Source organism: Pantoea sp. OXWO6B1, from assembly GCF_001641135.1.
GTDB lineage: Bacteria > Pseudomonadota > Gammaproteobacteria > Enterobacterales > Enterobacteriaceae > Pantoea > Pantoea allii.
Genome location: NZ_LWLR01000001.1, coordinates 4,476,911 through 4,492,694, shown reverse-complemented (window position 1 = coordinate 4,492,694; position 15,784 = coordinate 4,476,911). Strand labels below are relative to the sequence as shown.

General features: G+C 50.8%; 19 protein-coding genes. 12 read left to right on the top strand and 7 right to left on the bottom strand.

Features of this window, described 5'->3' with window-relative positions; all coding sequences use genetic code 11:
* Positions 1 to 76 precede the first annotated feature (76 nt).
* Both A6A26_RS22920 and A6A26_RS22915 read right to left on the bottom strand, forming a co-directional pair.
* Entirely contained in the window at positions 77 to 739 is a 663-nt protein-coding gene (locus A6A26_RS22920; protein ID WP_063880871.1) for a YfdX family protein, read from the bottom strand.
* A 111-nt stretch (positions 740 to 850) separates the two neighbouring features.
* Complete coding sequence (locus A6A26_RS22915; RefSeq protein WP_241568448.1) at positions 851 to 1,096, bottom strand: hypothetical protein; 246 nt, start codon at positions 1,094 to 1,096, stop codon at positions 851 to 853.
* Positions 1,097 to 1,158: 62 nt separating this feature from the next.
* Here A6A26_RS22915 and A6A26_RS25650 point away from each other — a divergent pair, with 62 nt between their 5' ends.
* From A6A26_RS25650 to A6A26_RS22890, 6 genes are all read left to right on the top strand, one after another.
* Positions 1,159 to 1,308: a hypothetical protein gene (locus A6A26_RS25650; RefSeq protein ID WP_172897889.1), complete on the top strand. Its 150-nt coding sequence runs from the start codon at positions 1,159 to 1,161 to the stop codon at positions 1,306 to 1,308.
* A gap of 226 nt (positions 1,309 to 1,534) precedes the next feature.
* Positions 1,535 to 2,494 (top strand): sensor domain-containing diguanylate cyclase, encoded by a 960-nt coding sequence (locus A6A26_RS22910; protein WP_063880869.1) that lies wholly within the window; start codon positions 1,535 to 1,537, stop codon positions 2,492 to 2,494.
* Positions 2,495 to 2,629: 135 nt separating this feature from the next.
* On the top strand, positions 2,630 to 3,448 hold the full coding sequence (locus tag A6A26_RS22905) for an alpha/beta fold hydrolase (protein WP_063880868.1): 819 nt from the start codon (positions 2,630 to 2,632) through the stop codon (positions 3,446 to 3,448).
* A 610-nt stretch (positions 3,449 to 4,058) separates the two neighbouring features.
* On the top strand, positions 4,059 to 4,223 hold the full coding sequence (locus A6A26_RS22900) for a con-10 family general stress protein (RefSeq protein WP_006118264.1): 165 nt from the start codon (positions 4,059 to 4,061) through the stop codon (positions 4,221 to 4,223).
* A 506-nt stretch (positions 4,224 to 4,729) separates the two neighbouring features.
* Positions 4,730 to 5,227: a YciE/YciF ferroxidase family protein gene (locus tag A6A26_RS22895; RefSeq protein ID WP_063881254.1), complete on the top strand. Its 498-nt coding sequence runs from the start codon at positions 4,730 to 4,732 to the stop codon at positions 5,225 to 5,227.
* Positions 5,224 to 5,733: a ferritin-like domain-containing protein gene (locus A6A26_RS22890; RefSeq protein WP_063880867.1), complete on the top strand. Its 510-nt coding sequence runs from the start codon at positions 5,224 to 5,226 to the stop codon at positions 5,731 to 5,733. The genes A6A26_RS22895 and A6A26_RS22890 overlap by 4 nt, the downstream gene beginning before the upstream one ends.
* 79 nt (positions 5,734 to 5,812) lie before the next feature.
* On the opposite strand, the gene A6A26_RS22885 is transcribed toward A6A26_RS22890, so the two are convergent.
* Positions 5,813 to 7,471 (bottom strand): alpha,alpha-trehalase, encoded by a 1,659-nt coding sequence (locus tag A6A26_RS22885; protein WP_074181037.1) that lies wholly within the window; start codon positions 7,469 to 7,471, stop codon positions 5,813 to 5,815.
* A gap of 314 nt (positions 7,472 to 7,785) precedes the next feature.
* Between A6A26_RS22885 and A6A26_RS22880 the strand changes: the two genes are divergently transcribed.
* Complete coding sequence (locus A6A26_RS22880; RefSeq protein WP_253851919.1) at positions 7,786 to 8,295, top strand: GNAT family N-acetyltransferase; 510 nt, start codon at positions 7,786 to 7,788, stop codon at positions 8,293 to 8,295.
* Positions 8,296 to 8,338: 43 nt separating this feature from the next.
* Here A6A26_RS22880 and A6A26_RS22875 read toward each other — a convergent pair whose 3' ends face one another.
* The 4 genes from A6A26_RS22875 to A6A26_RS22860 all read right to left on the bottom strand — a co-directional run bounded on the left by A6A26_RS22875 (position 8,339) and on the right by A6A26_RS22860 (position 10,825).
* Positions 8,339 to 9,067 (bottom strand): ArsR/SmtB family transcription factor, encoded by a 729-nt coding sequence (locus tag A6A26_RS22875; protein WP_082875222.1) that lies wholly within the window; start codon positions 9,065 to 9,067, stop codon positions 8,339 to 8,341.
* On the bottom strand, positions 9,046 to 9,438 hold the full coding sequence (locus A6A26_RS22870; protein WP_063880864.1) for a hypothetical protein: 393 nt from the start codon (positions 9,436 to 9,438) through the stop codon (positions 9,046 to 9,048). Before A6A26_RS22870 ends, A6A26_RS22875 begins: the two co-directional genes overlap by 22 nt.
* Positions 9,431 to 9,751, bottom strand: coding sequence for an antibiotic biosynthesis monooxygenase family protein (locus A6A26_RS22865; RefSeq protein WP_063880863.1), 321 nt, complete (start codon positions 9,749 to 9,751; stop codon positions 9,431 to 9,433). Before A6A26_RS22865 ends, A6A26_RS22870 begins: the two co-directional genes overlap by 8 nt.
* Before the next feature lie 216 nt (positions 9,752 to 9,967).
* The gene (locus tag A6A26_RS22860) at positions 9,968 to 10,825 is read right to left on the bottom strand and encodes an SDR family oxidoreductase (RefSeq protein ID WP_063880862.1); all 858 of its coding nucleotides are present in this window, start codon (positions 10,823 to 10,825) and stop codon (positions 9,968 to 9,970) included.
* 103 nt (positions 10,826 to 10,928) lie between these two features.
* Here A6A26_RS22860 and A6A26_RS22855 point away from each other — a divergent pair, with 103 nt between their 5' ends.
* The 5 genes from A6A26_RS22855 (at position 10,929) to A6A26_RS22840 (ending at position 15,781) form a co-directional block, all read left to right on the top strand.
* A complete protein-coding gene (locus A6A26_RS22855) occupies positions 10,929 to 11,312 on the top strand; it encodes a winged helix-turn-helix transcriptional regulator (protein WP_063880861.1) in 384 nt (127 codons plus the stop codon).
* A gap of 789 nt (positions 11,313 to 12,101) precedes the next feature.
* Positions 12,102 to 13,514, top strand: a complete 1,413-nt coding sequence (locus tag A6A26_RS22850; RefSeq protein ID WP_063880860.1) for a cytochrome ubiquinol oxidase subunit I — start codon at positions 12,102 to 12,104, stop codon at positions 13,512 to 13,514.
* Position 13,515: 1 nt separating this feature from the next.
* Positions 13,516 to 14,520 carry a cytochrome d ubiquinol oxidase subunit II gene (gene cydB / locus A6A26_RS22845; protein WP_063880859.1) on the top strand — a complete coding sequence of 335 codons (1,005 nt, stop codon included), beginning with the start codon at positions 13,516 to 13,518 and terminating at the stop codon, positions 14,518 to 14,520.
* Position 14,521: 1 nt separating this feature from the next.
* A complete protein-coding gene (locus A6A26_RS25045) occupies positions 14,522 to 14,689 on the top strand; it encodes a DUF2474 domain-containing protein (RefSeq protein ID WP_074181036.1) in 168 nt (55 codons plus the stop codon).
* A gap of 225 nt (positions 14,690 to 14,914) precedes the next feature.
* On the top strand, positions 14,915 to 15,781 hold the full coding sequence (locus A6A26_RS22840; protein ID WP_063880858.1) for a helix-turn-helix domain-containing protein: 867 nt from the start codon (positions 14,915 to 14,917) through the stop codon (positions 15,779 to 15,781).
* Positions 15,782 to 15,784: the final 3 nt, after the last annotated feature.

Below are 15,784 nucleotides of genomic sequence, written 5' to 3'. Positions count from 1 at the left end.
TGTACGTTGCCGCTTTCATCCTGAATAATGAAAGCGGCAGCGTTATTTAATAACGTAACTTTATTAAAAAGGATGGTTATCCTTTATTACCTGGCTGAGCATGGGTACCCGTTTGGGTGTGATGCATGGTTGGATTAACAGGGCTTTCTGAATAGGTTTGGGTGTCGTAAATGACCCCTTCTTCTGCTGATTTCAGCAACATGCCTGCCTGGTAGTACTTATCCTGTTTCATCATGGCAAGCGCGTTGGAAACGTCATTTTCGGTTTGCTGCAACGGCATGAGTTCCTGCGTTTCGGTAACGGCAACCCCTGCCAGTTTCAATGCATCGAGCGCGCCTTGTTTATCTCCCGCTTTAATATGCTGGTTGGCTTGATCGATCGCGTCATTTTTCTGTTTGGAAAGTTGATAATCTTCAGAAACCGAGACGTCCGAGCCTATACGAATATAGTTATCACCTGTTATTGGGGCCTTTTTGTCGTAGCGAATATACCTGGTCCAGTCCACACTATTATCTTTAAGATACGTTTCAGCCTGGGTCGCCAGCGTTTTAGCCTGCTGCGTCTGGCCATTAAATAACGCATTGCGAGAAAGCTGAATGTCATTCATCGCCTGTGCGGCCTGCGCAGACACGACTTCGTTATTTAACGTATGGCTGTCTTTGAATGATTCTGCGGCTGCGGCACCGCCGGTAAAAACGAGTACGGCTACAATCATTGAGCTAATAATCATCTTTTTCATGATAGTTATCCTCTGCATTTATGCATCCGAAAGGTGCTAACGTCATTGATTACATCGATATTGCCTTCTTACGGGTTATTACTGATTGGCAAAAATAATGCGCGGTGGTGGTCAGATATATATCGCTGCCCCTTTTTGGCTAGTGTGGAAATGATTATCCAGCACAGCATTTCTTACACAGAAATGGCCGGGCGCAGCGCCATGTAATCCATAATTTTTTACATGATGTTCGTTGTCATTATTATGAGCGAAAAACATATCGCCTAAAAAAAGCGCGTCGGTGAGATGGGAATCTTGTTGTGACTGATTTTTACACTGAGTACCGTGAAAAGAAAGCGTGATTAACGGGTTCATCATTTATCTCCTTGATGTCGTGCTGACGTCTTTACTTAACACCCGGAAGATATTTAAGTGTGATTATGAGTTTGCATAAACATGTCAGCGTTACATTTGATGATTTTATTTATGATTACATATCAGGTGGTTATCAGAATGCTGTTGTTACAGGCCGCCTGTTCTTTAAAAAAGCAAAGCTTTCTATAGATGAAAACGTACAGGCTGACATCTGACCAACACTTCACGCGATACCTCTGTTATCGACCTGAGGCTCGCCGGGACAATGTAAACGCCCTGACGTTATCCCTTAAGATTTTGTCGTGTGCTGTTTCTGACGCCGTTAAGGGTGAGAAATCCTGTCGAGGCCGGTTTTGTCCGCGTCTCATCGTCTTTTCAACATGCTGCTTTACACAATGTATAGCACTGGCAAAATAGACATTTCCCTTTCCAGTTATCCCTATGTCTGAAGAAGCCCTGCGGCAGCAAATCGCGAATTTAAAAAAACATAACGCACGGTTAAAGCGTATTGCGCACGATGCCCGTAATAAATTAAGCGCCGCACTGGACGGCACGGGGTTGTGTCTGTGGCAGTTGGATATTCCCAGCGGCAAGCTGGTTATCTTTAACCGACGCTGGGGATCGATGCTGGGCTTTCAGCCTAAAGAGGTCGGTGCGCATTTCGATGTATGGAAATCCTACCTGCATCCGGACGACGCCAGCGATGTGTTAAAGGCTTTCTACGATCACATCGATGGGAAAGCGCCTTTCTATGAGGCGTTGCATCGCATGATTGGCAAAACGGGCAAAATTACCTGGGTACTGGATCGCGGTCGTGTCAGCGAATGGGATGCGCAGGGAAGGCCCACTAAAGTGACGGGCACCCACATTGATATGACCAAAGAGAAACAGTACGAAGAACAACTGGCCACGCTGGCTATGCACGATCCACTTACGCAGTTAACCAATCGCCATGCGTTAATCAACCATTTCCGCGAGATGAAAACGGACGTAGCCTTTTGTATTGCCTTTATTGATTTAGATAACTTCAAACATGTTAACGACACCTTAGGTCATCGCAGTGGTGACGATGTCCTGATTCAACTCAGCCAGCGTTTTATCGCGGCCTGTCCGGCGAATGTCATCATTGGCCGTCTGGGGGGCGACGAATTTGTTTTACTGATTCCTTTTGCGTTGTCTCATCCGCTCACAAAGAAGCTCACCGACGCTTGCCTGGAGGCAGCCTTACAGCCTTTTGAAGTGGCCAACGGCAGCGCCTCAATTGGCGCATCCATCGGCGTGGTTCAGGTTGAATACCCGGAGAACTTTGACAGCGCACTGGCACGCGCGGATGCGGCTATGTACAGCATCAAGAAAAATGGCAAATGCGGCGTAGCGCTGTCACACGAGGGTTATCTGTAGCGTCCTCTGTTCCGCATTGGAACATTTTTCCCCCTCTGCCAAACTTGTCAGGTATCGCCCTCTGCCACGGCTGTCGCGGTAACGTTATTCGCGCTGGCCTGAAGAGTCATGACTTTCACCCATAGCGAGGCACTTATGAGTCTGTTTAAAAGCAAAGATGGCTTTAATCTTTATTACAAGGACTGGGGAAAAGGTCAGCCGGTTCTCTTTAGCCACGGCTGGCCGCTGGATGCAGATATGTGGGATAGCCAGCTTAACTTTCTGGCTGAACGGGGCTATCGCGCCATCGCCTTTGACCGTCGCGGCTTCGGGCGTTCCGATCAACCCTGGGAAGGCTATGACTACGACACTTTTGCTGAAGATATTCATAGTCTGATTGAGCACCTGCAACTCAGCGACGTAACGCTGGTCGGTTTCTCGATGGGCGGCGGTGATGTGTCGCGCTATATCGGTAAGTACGGTACCGCTAAAGTCAAAAGCCTGGTGCTGCTGGGTGCGGTTACGCCGATTTTCGGCAAAACAGACGATCACCCAGAAGGGGTGGAAAAAGCCGTTTTCGACGGCATTAAACAGGGGCTACTCAAGGATCGCGCGCAGTTTATTAACGAGTTTGCTGCGCCGTTTTATGGCACGAACGCCGGTCAACAGGTTTCTGACGGTGTATTAACTCAGACCTTAACGATTGCGTTAATGGCCTCCCTGAAAGGGACGCTGGACTGCGTGACCGCTTTTGCTGAAACGGATTTCCGGTCGGACCTTGCGAAAGTCGATGTGCCAACGTTAATCATCCACGGCAGCCACGACCAAATCGTGCCTTTTGAAGCAACCGGTAAACTGGCCCATGCGCTGATAACCGGCTCGGAACTTAAGATCTATGACCAGGGTCCGCATGGGTTTGCAGTGACGCATCAGGATCAGCTTAATCAAGATTTACTGACGTTCCTGCAAAAGTAGCAGGGCAGAATAGTCCGAAAAGAACGCCCGTCAGGGCGTTTTTTTATTTTCCTACGCTTCGCTTATTTAAAACGCCCTCTTTATCTTTTTCTCTCTTTTCTGACCCGGTCGTTTTGCTAATTGATGTCTGGTTGATTATTAAATGATCTGCTTTTTATCAGTATCTTAATAATAAACGAATTTACCGCTTCGCTTATTTTCATCCGATGAAATATTTTGATAAAGGAATTTGCGTTATCACGCCTGGTTAAATAGATCATTTATTGATCAGATTGACGATGTCAGGCGCAATCATCACGTTGTTACGCTTCGCTTTAAAAGAAAAACAGAGTGGACTTTTTAATGAATCGATCGATTAATACAGGCTGAAAGGTGCCGCTGTCACACAGTGGGCACCTGATGCGGTTTAGTTGAGTTTCTGCTTTAAATAGTTTCATCACTAAAGAATGAGAGGAAAGTTCTTCACAAACCATGACCAGAAATGTGATGCCTTTTCTCAAACATCATGCTTGATAAGGTAAGTTTTATGACTACATTTATTTCTGGCACCCTTTAGCTGATGTAACTTCAACTGTGCTGTTTGAATAATGAAATTTGAGGAGAACACAGAATGACGCAATATCGTGGTGGGGCGGGTAATTTTGCTGCAGACAAAGAACGTGCAGCAGAAGCGGGACGTAAAGGTGGTCAAAACAGCGGTGGAAACTTTAAGAACGATCCGCAACGCGCTATTGAAGCAGGTCGTAAAGGTGGTAAAGTCAGTCGCCGGAGTTAATGCTTAATTAACAATGAGTTAATCATTATCTTTGTGCACTGAAAAGCTTAACGTTTCTTCGAAACAGATAAACCTTCCAGTGTAATTCGTTGTGTCAATCATCTCTGGTGTGAGATTGCGTTAATCTTGCCGGAAAGGAAATTCCTTTCCGGTATTTTTTTATCTTGTCGTCCGATATCAAAAAAATCACAAATTTAAAAAAATGGAACCTGAGTCCAACGGGCGGAACGTTTTTATTTAAAGCGTGGATTAAGTTGTACGGATTATTGATTTTTTGTACAGGTTTGTCGTTATTGGTGAGAAATCATTCTTTGACCGAAGATAAATTAAAAGAAGTAAATGACTGGTAGTAAAAGAAAAATTGCATCGGTAATGCTACTTTTGCTGTGGGTTTGTGCAAAGTTAAACGCAATTTCCGCTAATTACACTAAGGTTATATGAGAGTGAGATTTACGGTTGCTGCGCTGAAATTACGGCGTGGCTGTTTAAATAATGAGGCGCTTTTTATGACTGTTAAAACGTTAAATGATCTTTTCATCCATGACCTGTCAGATGTTTACAGTGCTGAAAAACAGATAGCCCGGGCGCTGCCAAAAATGGCCCGCGCAGCCAGTGATGAAAATCTTATCGCTGCGTTCAATCAACATCTTGAAGAGACACGCGGGCAAATTGAGCGTCTTGATGAATTAGTCGACATCACGCCCGAGGTTAAAATTAAACGTATGAAGTGTCATGCGCTTGAAGGGTTGGTGGAAGAAGCGCAGGAGATTATTGAGTCTGTTGAAAAGGGTGAAGTACGCGATCAGGGATTGATCGGGGCGGCGCAGAAAGTTGAGCATTATGAGATTGCTACCTACGGCACCCTGCATGCGCTGGCACTGAAGCTGGGCTACACCAAAGCGGCAAAGCTGCTGGCTCAAACGCTTGAGGAAGAAAAACAGACCGATGAAAAACTGACCGGCGTTGCACAGGCCATCAGCACGGTTAAAGGAGCATCAAAATGACGACGGCGATTGAAAATTATCATGACTGGCTTCGTGATGCTCACGCCATGGAAAAGCAGGCTGAGAGCATGCTGAGTAAAATGGCGGGCCGTCTGGAGCATTATCCGGCGTTGGAGCAGCGGCTGGCGCAGCATCTGGATGAAACCAAACATCAGCTCAGGCTGCTGGAGCAACTGCTGGAACGCCACGATATTGACCATTCCATTATGAAAGACGTGATGGGAAAAATGGCGGCCATGGGGCAGGCGATTGGCGGTATGTTTACCCCTGACGAAGTCGTGAAAGGCGCAATGAGCGGCTATGTGTTCGAAAACGCAGAGATTGCCAGTTACACCAGTCTCATCGCGGCAGCGGAACAGGTAGGCGACAGCGAAGGTGTCAGAGTGCTGACAGAGATTCGCGACCAGGAAATTGCGATGGCTGAATGGCTGTTCCAGCATTTGCCGGAGGTGACTCAACAGTTCCTGCAGCGCTCAGCCCAGCCAGGTGTAGAAGCGAAGAAATAACGTGACTACGCGCTGACGGGTATAAAAAAAGCCGGGACAGATTCCCGGCTTTTTTGCGTCTGTTCGGTACGGCTGGCGGTTAATCAGCCATCAGGTGACCATACATCGCCATCAGACGACGCGTTACCCCGTTTGTCCAGCCAAACCCGTCCTGTAACGGATATTCACCTCCGCCGCCCGGACGGGCACGATCGCCGCTGATATCGTACTTTTCTACCAGTTTATGGTGCAACTGATAGAAGTTATTCACCGTGTTCAGCCAGTTAACGGCAATTTCATTCGCCAGCGTCTCTTCCCCGTAGTTATTCAGGCCGACGACGGCCATCCACTGCATAGGGGCCCAGCCGTTCGGTTTGTCCCACTGTTCACCGCTTTCCACCATTGAGGTGAGCAGGCCGCCGTTACTGAGCAGCAGGTGACGCAGGGCGATAGCCTGCAGGTGTGCCTGGTAAGGCGTAGCCAGACCGACAAACAACGGCACCACGGCGGCGGCGGTAAAGGCCCCGAAGCGTGCACGACGCCAGTCGTAATCGCGGAACACACCAGCCGTGCTGTCCCATAAATAGCGGGTAATTGCCCGCTTGCGCGCCTCGGCCTTTTTCTGCCAGGCCAGGGCGGTAAGCTCTTCGCCTTTGGCATGAGACAGCGTGGCTATCATCAACTCAAGCTTGTATAACAACGCATTGAGGTCGATGGGGATAAACTGCGTGGTACGAATGCTCGCCAGGCGTTTGGGATTGCGTAGCCAGCGCGACGAATAATCCCATCCGGACGCGGCACCTGCGCGCAGATCCCGATAAACCTCGCTTGCCGGGCGCTTTGAAAGACGAGCCGTTTCCACATCTTCGATCCAGGACTCATCGCGCGGGGTATCCCGGTCATCCCAGTAGCGGTTCAGCAACGAGCCGTCAGGCATACGAACCACATGGCGGTAAGCCTGGTTTGGCATCAGCGAGCCCGCACCGTCCATCCAGAACTGATACTCTTTCATCAGTTGATCCAGATAGCGCTGTGAACCCTGCACGCCGTCCTCTTCAAACAGCTCCACCATCAAGGCAAACACCGGTGGCTGTGAACGGCTGAGATAATAGGTACGGTTACCGTTTGGCACATGACCGTAGTTATCGATCAGCCAGGCGAAGTTGTCTGCCATATGGCGCAACAAATCGTCACGGCCCGATTCAGCCAGGCCGAGCATGGTGAAGTAGGAATCCCAATAGTAGGTTTCACAGAAGCGTCCGCCGGGCACCACGTAGGGCTTAGGCAGCGGCAGCAACGAGGAGTGCGGCATATGCTGCTGCGGCATTTTGGTCAGAACCGGCCACAGATCGTCGATATGCTCGTTGAGCGTTTTATCGGGATTTGAGACGTAAAAGCTTTCGTTAATGCCTGGCATATAAAAATGCTCAGTAACGAAACGCGACAGATCGAAGTCCTTGCTGCGCTTTTGACGGCGATAGCGCATCAGAACATCCAGTGGATCATACTTGGGCGAACAATCGGGAAAGGTTTTGCTGTCCTCGAAAATGCCCGACATCTGGACGGCTTCAAACAGCTCAAGATAGCGATCGGCAGGCGTCAGCGCATCCGGAGCCGGTAAGCCTTCGATCAGCTCTGGCTCAGGTTCAGAATCCTGCATGCGGTCCAGCTTCAGTTCATGGGGATCGTATTGATACTCAACTTCCGCCCCGGCACGATTCTCTTCGAATGCATTGAGTTGCTGGCGATAAGTATTAATAACGGCCTCCTGAGCGAACGGGGTTGCACAAAAGAGAAATTATAGACCTCTCGCAGGCAGGAACAACAATGCAGATTGTCTATGAACGTAATAAAAATTGTCGATTAATCGTATGCATTGAATAAAACACAGTCAATTCAACCAAATATGACCAGTTTTGCATTAAATGCATTTCAGATGAATCTCTTAGGATATAACTAAATAAATTTTGATCATCGCCAGCGGGCATGTTTTTGACCTGCGTAGCCGTCAAAATGCACAGAAGTGTCAGGATAAAGCAAAATGGTGCGAACAACCCCGCTAAGGACAATTCCGTGGTGAAACCTTACATCTTACAACCTCTCGCTGAGCAGGATGTGTCGGCATTCCGTGCTATCAGACTGGAGGCACTCAGGCGTCATCCCGACGCCTTTGGCGCGGATTACGATCGCGAGCGTCAGCAGCCGGACGCTTTTTTTGCGGCAATGCTACGTGAAAACCGTATGCTGGCGGGCATCGATGACCAGGGCCAGACAGGTGGCATCGTCGGCGTGCGCTTTAATCCAGGCGTGAAACAGCGGCACATCGCCACGCTCTGGGGAATGTATGTGCGTCCTGAATGGCGGGGCAGCGGACTGGCGAAGGCGCTGCTCACGGCTGCGATAGCGGAAGCCCGTGAATGCCGCAGCCTGAAACTCGCCGTGAGCGCCACCAATATCGCGGCTGCCAGGCTGTACCGCTCGGCGGGGTTTCAGACCTACGCGACGGATGTTGCTGCGCTTTATGTCAACGGCGTTTTTCACGATACCTTGCTGATGCGGCGGGATGCTGAACCTGAGCGCTAAGCCTGTAACCTGTGCTGAACAAACGGGCAATACAGGGCGGCGGTCAGATCGGGCTGATACTGAACAGACGCTGCAGTGCCGCTTTGCCGCTGTCCGTTACAACAAGCTCCCGGTATCCCGGCGCCTGCATCAGCCAGTGCTTTTGCAGCAGAAAGCGTAACAAAGCGGCACCCACTTCGCCCCCGGCATGAAAGCGTCTTTCACTCCAGTCCAGGCAGGGACAGCATGCTTTTCGTCGGGAACGAGGGGCAAGCACGATGCCCGCCTTGTCAAAGTTCGCCGTGCCGCACGGCGTTAAGGCTGTGCCGTCTGATGTTATCCAGCCTGCCGATTGCAGAAAATCATAGATTTCGACCGCAATCTCACCGGCCAGATGGTCGTAGCAGGTGCGGGCTCGCCTCACCCGGTTTGGCGTCGTGGTTTTAACGGCGTTACCGGGCTTAACCGAAACGCCCATCAGGTTTTCCAGTAGCCCGGCAACCTCGCGATCGGCCAGGCTGTAGTAGCGATGCCTGCCCTGCACCACACAGACGATCAGGCCGGTATCAAGCAACTTATGCAAATGACCGCTGGTGGTGGACGGGGCGATGTCGGCAACCACGCTTAGCTCAGTGGCTGTCCATGCCCGGCCATCCATTAGTGCACAGAGAATATGCATTCTGGATGCATCCGCCATCGCGGTGGCGACCGCAGACATGCTGGTCTCCAGTGAAGGCGGATGATCTTGTTGATGCCGGGAAGGGATCAGTTTCATGCTGTCGCTAATGTCCATTTTCGGGTGACGTCACCAGCCCGCTCATCATCATCGGTGATCAGGATCAGTCGGTTACTGTGATCGCTGTATTGAACCAGTATAGTAATGCCATTTTCCGCAATGACCCGCGCAATTTCACCCAGTTCTCCCGGCTGTTCCTGCGCTAACTTCCTAATCAACGGTTTTTTGAGCTCTCTGACATCGAAACCGGCGTCAGACAATAACTGATATGCTTTGGGCCCCTCTTCAACAAGAAAATGCGCGTGGCTCTCGTGCGACGTTGTAAAAACGCCACCGCCTTCCAGCCCAATGCCATGCTGGCCGAGCAGGGTGCCAAATGATGAAAGCGCCCCCGGTGTATTACTGAACACGACGTGAATATCAAACATGATCGCGCCCCTCTGGCCCTGAATAGTCCCGAATGAGCTGGACAACGCGTATCTGGTAATGGGCAAAAATGCGTTTTTTACCTTCTGCCTGTGCCGACTGATGCCGCGTGTTTTCCCGCCAGTTTCTTACTGCACTCTCATCCTCCCACCACGATAACGATAAAACCTTGCCGGGCGCGCTCAGGCTCTGAAATCGTTCGATCCTGATAAACCCCGGTATTTCGGCCAGCGCGGGTGTCAACTCAGCCGCCAGCGCAAGGTAGCGTTGTTGCGCTGCGGGCAGTGCCTCTGCTTCAAAAAGAACAGCAATCATTTTGGATCTCCATGAGTAAACATGCAGGCAGTTTACGCACGGCAAAATGTCTTGCTTCGGCGTGTACCGAATCATGGTGTACGCCTCGCGGGCAAGAGGCGATAAGGATGGAGGCATCAGGCGCAATCAAGACAAGATCGCCGTCGTCTATCGGTTATCCTGCTCCGGTAGACGACGGCGTCGTTAGCGAGTAAAGCGGAGGTTAGCGGGTCGACCTTAGCCTTTTGCCAGCGTCGCGCGAATCACGTCCTGATAAGCGGTGGTGGGGCGACCAATAAGCTGGCTCAGTGTGCGCGAATCATCGAACAGCCCGCCCTGAGCAACACCGACGTCGGAGTCCGCCAGTAAGTCCGCCAGCGGTGCCGGTAAACCTGCGGCTTTCAGCGCTGCGGCAAACTCCGCCTGCGGCAGGTTCACGTAATCGACTTTTTCTCCGCTTTGTGCCGCAATTTCAGCGGCAAATTCAGCCAGGGTGTAACTGTCATCGCCTGCCAGCTCGTACACTTTTCCAGCCTGATCGTCACGAACCATCACTTCGGCCGCTGCCTCAGCATAATCCTGGCGCGCAGCAGAAGAGATTCGTCCTTCGCCCGCAGCACCAAGGAACACATGATGTGCCAGGGCTGGCGCGATGCTGGCGGCATAGTTTTCGGTGTACCAGCCGTTGCGCAGCAGGGCGTAAGGCACACCAGAGGCTGCCAGCATGGCTTCGGTCGCGCGATGCTCAATGCCAAGTGAGAGCGGAGAAGTATCAGTATGCAGCAGGCTGGTATAGGCAATAAATTTCACGCCTGCGGCTTTGGCTGCGTCTATCACGGCGCGGTGCTGAGCTTCACGTTGGCCCACTTCACTTCCCGAAATCAGCAGTACTTTATCTACCCCTTTAAAGGCGGCCGCTAAGGTCTCAGGTTTGTTGTAATCCGCTTCACGCACTACAACGCCCAATGCGGCAAGGTCACCGGCTTTAGCGGGCGAGCGCACGGTGGCAACAATGTGGTCTGCAGCAATTTTTTTGCGTAATGCTTCTATGACTAAACGGCCCAGCTGGCCAGTCGCACCAGTAACAGCGATCATTGGGTAACTCCTTTAACATAGCGGTTGGTGAAAAACAGCCTAAGCGATAAACTAACTTTTAGTAAGTACTTACAGAATTGTTAGCGTGGAGCGATATAGCTAAATGTCTGAAAAGATTAGTGAAAGATTTAAACGCGGTGAGCTGTTGCACGTTAACTGTCCGTCACGTGACCTGTTAAAGCGCATTACCAGCCGCTGGAGCGTGTTAATCCTGCTGGCGCTGAAAGATAAAACGCTACGGTTTAGCGAATTACGGCGGACGGTGGGCGGCGTGAGTGAACGCATGCTGGCACAGAGCCTGCGCTACATGGAAGAAGACGGTTTTGTGCAGCGTATTGCCTATGATGTGGTGCCTCCGCATGTGGAGTATCGCCTCACGCCATTGGGCCTGGAAGTGGGGGAGCAGGTGGTCGGCCTGGCCGACTGGTTAGAAGAGAATGTTGATCGTATTCTGTCTCATCGTGAAAAAGACGCCACCGGGGAATAAATTGTCACCCTGAACGGGGCGCGTTTGCCTGTCAGGTGACGCGCCAGCCTGGCCATAGCCGATTACGCAGAGTAAAGGCTGCACTGCAACTGACCGGCATGAACAACCGGCCAGCGCCACAGGGGAGGTTGTTCGCTGGCATTTTTTAACATCGTTTTTACTAATGCGGTTATTTCAGCGAGCTATCGGGAAGAAATAATGACTTTGGGTTTTAGCAGATAGTTCTTTATTTACATACTGCGTTAAATTTTAACATAAATAGCAAACTTTCCTGTGCTGAATGGCACGAGTAAACGCTTATTTATTCTTGGTTAAATATGTCCCGAACGGGCAAAAACCGTCAGAGAGAGAAGATAAGATCACTATCCTGCTAACAATATAAAAAAACACGTAATTTTATTGTGGGATGTAGATTTTTAACGGATTTAAGCCAGCCGGGAAAGGCTGAATAACAGAGAAAAACAGCGAGTTGCGAGGTTTTTTTTACCCAGTGCAGCCTGGCGGGAATGTAGTTTTTTAGCCTCTAATTTAATAACAAAAATGTCACATTGCTGCGCTGTAATTAACTTTTTATTGTTGTTTTTCAAATAAAAGATCTTTCAACAAAAAAATGATCTAAATCAAAAAATACTGTTATAGTTTTTACATATCTGATTGTCTCTGTTTTACCCGGGCGAAGCGTTTTACATTCGCCATGGAATTTTTCTGTGCAACGGAATGACGTTCTTTGTACATAAGTTGTTAATTATAAGTAACTATATGGTGTTCTATGTGGCAAAGAGGTAAGCAATGTTTGGATTAGATGCCTTTCATCTCGCCAGGATTCAGTTCGCATTTACTGTTTCCTTCCATATTATCTTTCCCGCCATCACGATCGGCCTGGCCAGTTTTCTGGCTGTGCTGGAGGGAATGTGGCTAAAAACGCATAATCAAACCTATCGCGATCTCTATCATTTTTGGTCGAAAATCTTTGCGGTGAACTTCGGTATGGGCGTGGTTTCCGGGCTGGTCATGGCGTATCAGTTTGGCACCAACTGGAGTGGTTTTTCTCAGTTTGCGGGCAGTATTACCGGCCCGTTGCTGACCTACGAAGTGTTAACGGCGTTCTTCCTGGAAGCCGGTTTTCTGGGTGTGATGTTATTCGGCTGGAACCGCGTCGGTCCCGGCCTGCACTACTTTGCGACCTGCATGGTGGCGCTCGGCACGTTAATTTCCACGTTCTGGATTCTGTCCTCCAATAGCTGGATGCAAACGCCGCAGGGCTACCTGATTCAGAACGGCGTTGTCGTGCCGGAAGACTGGTTTAAAATTGTCTTTAACCCGTCATTCCCTTATCGCCTGTTACATATGTCCGTGGCGGCCTTTCTGGCCAGTGCCTTCTTTGTGGGCGCTTCTGCAGCCTGGCATTTACTTAAAGGCAATGACAATCCCGCCATTCGTAAGATGTTCTCAATGGCGCTGTGGATGGCCCTGATTGTGGCACCGGTTCAGGCCATGATTGGGGATGCGCACGGGCTGAATACCCTGGAACACCAGCCGGCAAAAATTGCGGCTATCGAAGGCCACTGGGAAAACCCGCCGGGTGAAGCGACGCCACTCATTCTGTTTGGTGTGCCGGATATGGAAGAAGAACGCACTAAGTATGCGCTGGAGATTCCTTATCTTGGCAGCCTTATTCTGACGCACAGTCTGGATAAGCAGGTACCGGCGCTAAAATCCTTCCCGAAAGAAGATCGTCCAAACTCAACCATCATCTTCTGGTCATTCCGCGTGATGGTGGCGCTGGGCCTGTTGATGATTACGCTGGGCGTGGTCAGCTTGTGGTTACGCTTTAAAGGACGCCTGTATGAGTCGCGTCCGTTCCTGTGGTTTGCCTTACTGATGGGGCCATCGGGCCTGATTGCCATCTTAGCCGGTTGGTTTACCACAGAAATTGGCCGTCAGCCGTGGGTCGTTTATGGCGTACAGCGCACTATCGATGCGGTATCGCCGCATGGCGAAATGCACATGAGTATCAGCCTGCTCGCCTTTATCCTGGTTTACTCCTCCGTCTTCGGTGTGGGTTATCACTATATGATGCGGTTGATTAAGCAGGGTCCGGTGACGGGCGAAGGCGATATCGTTGAAACGGGTGGCCCCGGCCAGATCAAAACGCCATCACGTCCGCTCTCTGCTGCCACTCACCAGAATGAGGAGCGTTGAGATGGTTGATTACTCTGTTATCTGGTTCGCGATTATCGTTTTTGCTGTCCTGATGTATATCGTGATGGACGGTTTCGACCTGGGCATTGGCCTGCTGTTTCCTTTCAATAAGGATGCAGGCGAGCGCGACATGATGGTGAATACGGTTGCGCCAGTCTGGGATGGTAACGAAACCTGGCTGGTGCTGGGTGGTGCGGGCCTGTTTGGCGCGTTCCCCCTGGCCTACGCGGTTATTGCGGATGCGCTTTCTATCCCGCTCACCGCCATGCTGATTGGGTTGATTTTTCGCGGCGTGGCCTTTGAGTTCCGTTTTAAGGCCGTCGAGCATCACCGGGCATTTTGGGACAAGTCGTTTATCGCCGGTTCGCTGCTGGCGACCTTTAGCCAGGGCGTTGCGGTAGGTGCCATGCTGGACGGTATTCCGGTATCCGGCCGTAGCTTTGCAGGTTCCACGATGGACTGGCTGGCCCCGTTCCCGCTGTTCTGCGGCGTCGGACTGGTGGTGGCCTATGCATTACTGGGCTGTACCTGGCTTATCATGAAAACCGAGCATGAGCTGCACCGTAAAATGTCCGCACTGGCAACGCCGCTGCTCGTGGCACTGCTGGTCATTATTGGCGTGATCAGCATCTGGACACCCTTTACCCACCATAACATTGCGCACCGCTGGTTCAGCATGCCGAATCTGTTCTGGTTCCTGCCGGTGCCCGTTCTGGTGCTGCTGTGTGCCTGGGGACTGAGAAGCGCCATCAAGCGTGAGGCGCACTATTCGCCTTTCCTGCTGACGCTGGCGCTGATTTTCCTGGGCTTCTCAGGCCTGGGAATCAGTATCTGGCCGAATATTATTCCGCCCTCGGTTTCGATCTGGGATGCGGCTTCTCCACCACAGAGTCAGGCATTTATGCTGGTGGGCAGCCTGCTGATTATCCCGATGATCCTGGGCTACACCTTCTGGAGCTATTACGTGTTCCGCGGAAAAATCAAAGCAGACGAAGGATACCATTGATATGCAGACCCAGGTCAGCAGCAAAGAACGTCAGAATGAAACCCGGTCGCCGTGGTGGAAACGCGTGCTGTGGCTGGTGGTTATCTATGGGGCAAGTGTGCTGGCACTCGGTGTGGTGGCCACGCTGTTCAGAATGATGATGACCGCCGCTGGCATGCGCAGCCACTAAGCTTCACCCACTGCGTAGCGAAACCGGGGCAGGATATCGTACCCGGTTTGCTCTGTTCTTCTGTTATCGGCCAGCCTTCGGGCTGGCTTTTTTAATAGTAACCCAGGCAATTAATGCGCTTTTCGCCGTCCATCCTGACGTTTACCCTGCGCTTCATTACATTTTGTAAGGCTTTTTGTTACTCTTTTATGACGAATTCCCCCCTCTTTTTCTGTTCATACATCAATGCTAAGTCAAACCATAAAAAAACAGCATATTAATGATCTAGTCGACTGGATTGAGGCCAACCTGACCAACGACATTAATATCGACCAGATCACCCTCAAATCCGGCTACTCAAAATGGCATATGCAGCGTTTGTTCAAGGAGATGACCGGGCAAACACTGGCGGCCTATACGCGAAAACGCCGGCTCACGCTCGCCGCCATGGCACTGCGACTGACCCGCATGCCGTTGATTGATGTTGCGGTGCGTTTCGGCTTTGAAAATCAGCAAAATTTTAATCGTGTCTTTAAAAACCATTTCACGATGACGCCGGGGGCTTTCCGACGCCTCAGAGTCTTACCTGTGCGCCATTTTCACGGACGCATTGCCCAGCGCACGCCAGTAAAACAGGTGTTACTGACAGTACGTGAAGAGGCGTTGCAGTTGCAGGGCGAGACGCTGGAGTGGGAGTGCAGGTACGGCGACTATATATGCGATCGCCATCAGCGCGTTGCCGAACAGGTTCGTCATTTTGTCCTTGCGCATCAGGGAACTGCACACGGCTGGTTGGGGTTTCAGTACGGTCCGGGAAGCAGCGCTGTTGAACAGCAGCACATCAGTCTGTTTCGCGGGGTTGAGGTGCAACCAGCGGCTGATGTCCATCAGGATAAGCCGGTCCGCATAGTTGAGCCTGGCCTGTATGCCAGCCTTACGTGGAGCGGTACGCCGGAACAACTCACGCGTTTTATCGCGGATATTTATTATCTGCATTTGCCCAAATTGGGCGTTGCCTGCCGTCCGGGGATGGATTTACTGTGCCTGGATTTAGCCCGGTGCACGGCTGACAACATTGAAGGCGTATTTTCCATCCCGGTAACGCAATGCTGAATG

Excerpts from the sequence above, each read along its gene's own strand:
- A6A26_RS22920 (WP_063880871.1), bottom strand. The coding sequence starts at position 739 with ATGAAAAAGATGATTATTAGCTCAATGATTGTAGCCGTACTCGTTTTT.
- A6A26_RS22915 (WP_241568448.1), bottom strand. The coding sequence starts at position 1,096 with ATGATGAACCCGTTAATCACGCTTTCTTTTCACGGTACTCAGTGTAAA.
- A6A26_RS25650 (WP_172897889.1), top strand. The coding sequence starts at position 1,159 with ATGAGTTTGCATAAACATGTCAGCGTTACATTTGATGATTTTATTTAT.
- A6A26_RS22910 (WP_063880869.1), top strand. The coding sequence starts at position 1,535 with ATGTCTGAAGAAGCCCTGCGGCAGCAAATCGCGAATTTAAAAAAACAT.
- A6A26_RS22905 (WP_063880868.1), top strand. The coding sequence starts at position 2,630 with ATGAGTCTGTTTAAAAGCAAAGATGGCTTTAATCTTTATTACAAGGAC.
- A6A26_RS22900 (WP_006118264.1), top strand. The coding sequence starts at position 4,059 with ATGACGCAATATCGTGGTGGGGCGGGTAATTTTGCTGCAGACAAAGAA.
- A6A26_RS22895 (WP_063881254.1), top strand. The coding sequence starts at position 4,730 with ATGACTGTTAAAACGTTAAATGATCTTTTCATCCATGACCTGTCAGAT.
- A6A26_RS22890 (WP_063880867.1), top strand. The coding sequence starts at position 5,224 with ATGACGACGGCGATTGAAAATTATCATGACTGGCTTCGTGATGCTCAC.
- A6A26_RS22875 (WP_082875222.1), bottom strand. The coding sequence starts at position 9,067 with ATGGACATTAGCGACAGCATGAAACTGATCCCTTCCCGGCATCAACAA.
- A6A26_RS22870 (WP_063880864.1), bottom strand. The coding sequence starts at position 9,438 with ATGTTTGATATTCACGTCGTGTTCAGTAATACACCGGGGGCGCTTTCA.
- A6A26_RS22865 (WP_063880863.1), bottom strand. The coding sequence starts at position 9,751 with ATGATTGCTGTTCTTTTTGAAGCAGAGGCACTGCCCGCAGCGCAACAA.
- A6A26_RS22860 (WP_063880862.1), bottom strand. The coding sequence starts at position 10,825 with ATGATCGCTGTTACTGGTGCGACTGGCCAGCTGGGCCGTTTAGTCATA.
- A6A26_RS22855 (WP_063880861.1), top strand. The coding sequence starts at position 10,929 with ATGTCTGAAAAGATTAGTGAAAGATTTAAACGCGGTGAGCTGTTGCAC.
- A6A26_RS22850 (WP_063880860.1), top strand. The coding sequence starts at position 12,102 with ATGTTTGGATTAGATGCCTTTCATCTCGCCAGGATTCAGTTCGCATTT.
- cydB (WP_063880859.1), top strand. The coding sequence starts at position 13,516 with ATGGTTGATTACTCTGTTATCTGGTTCGCGATTATCGTTTTTGCTGTC.
- A6A26_RS25045 (WP_074181036.1), top strand. The coding sequence starts at position 14,522 with ATGCAGACCCAGGTCAGCAGCAAAGAACGTCAGAATGAAACCCGGTCG.
- A6A26_RS22840 (WP_063880858.1), top strand. The coding sequence starts at position 14,915 with ATGCTAAGTCAAACCATAAAAAAACAGCATATTAATGATCTAGTCGAC.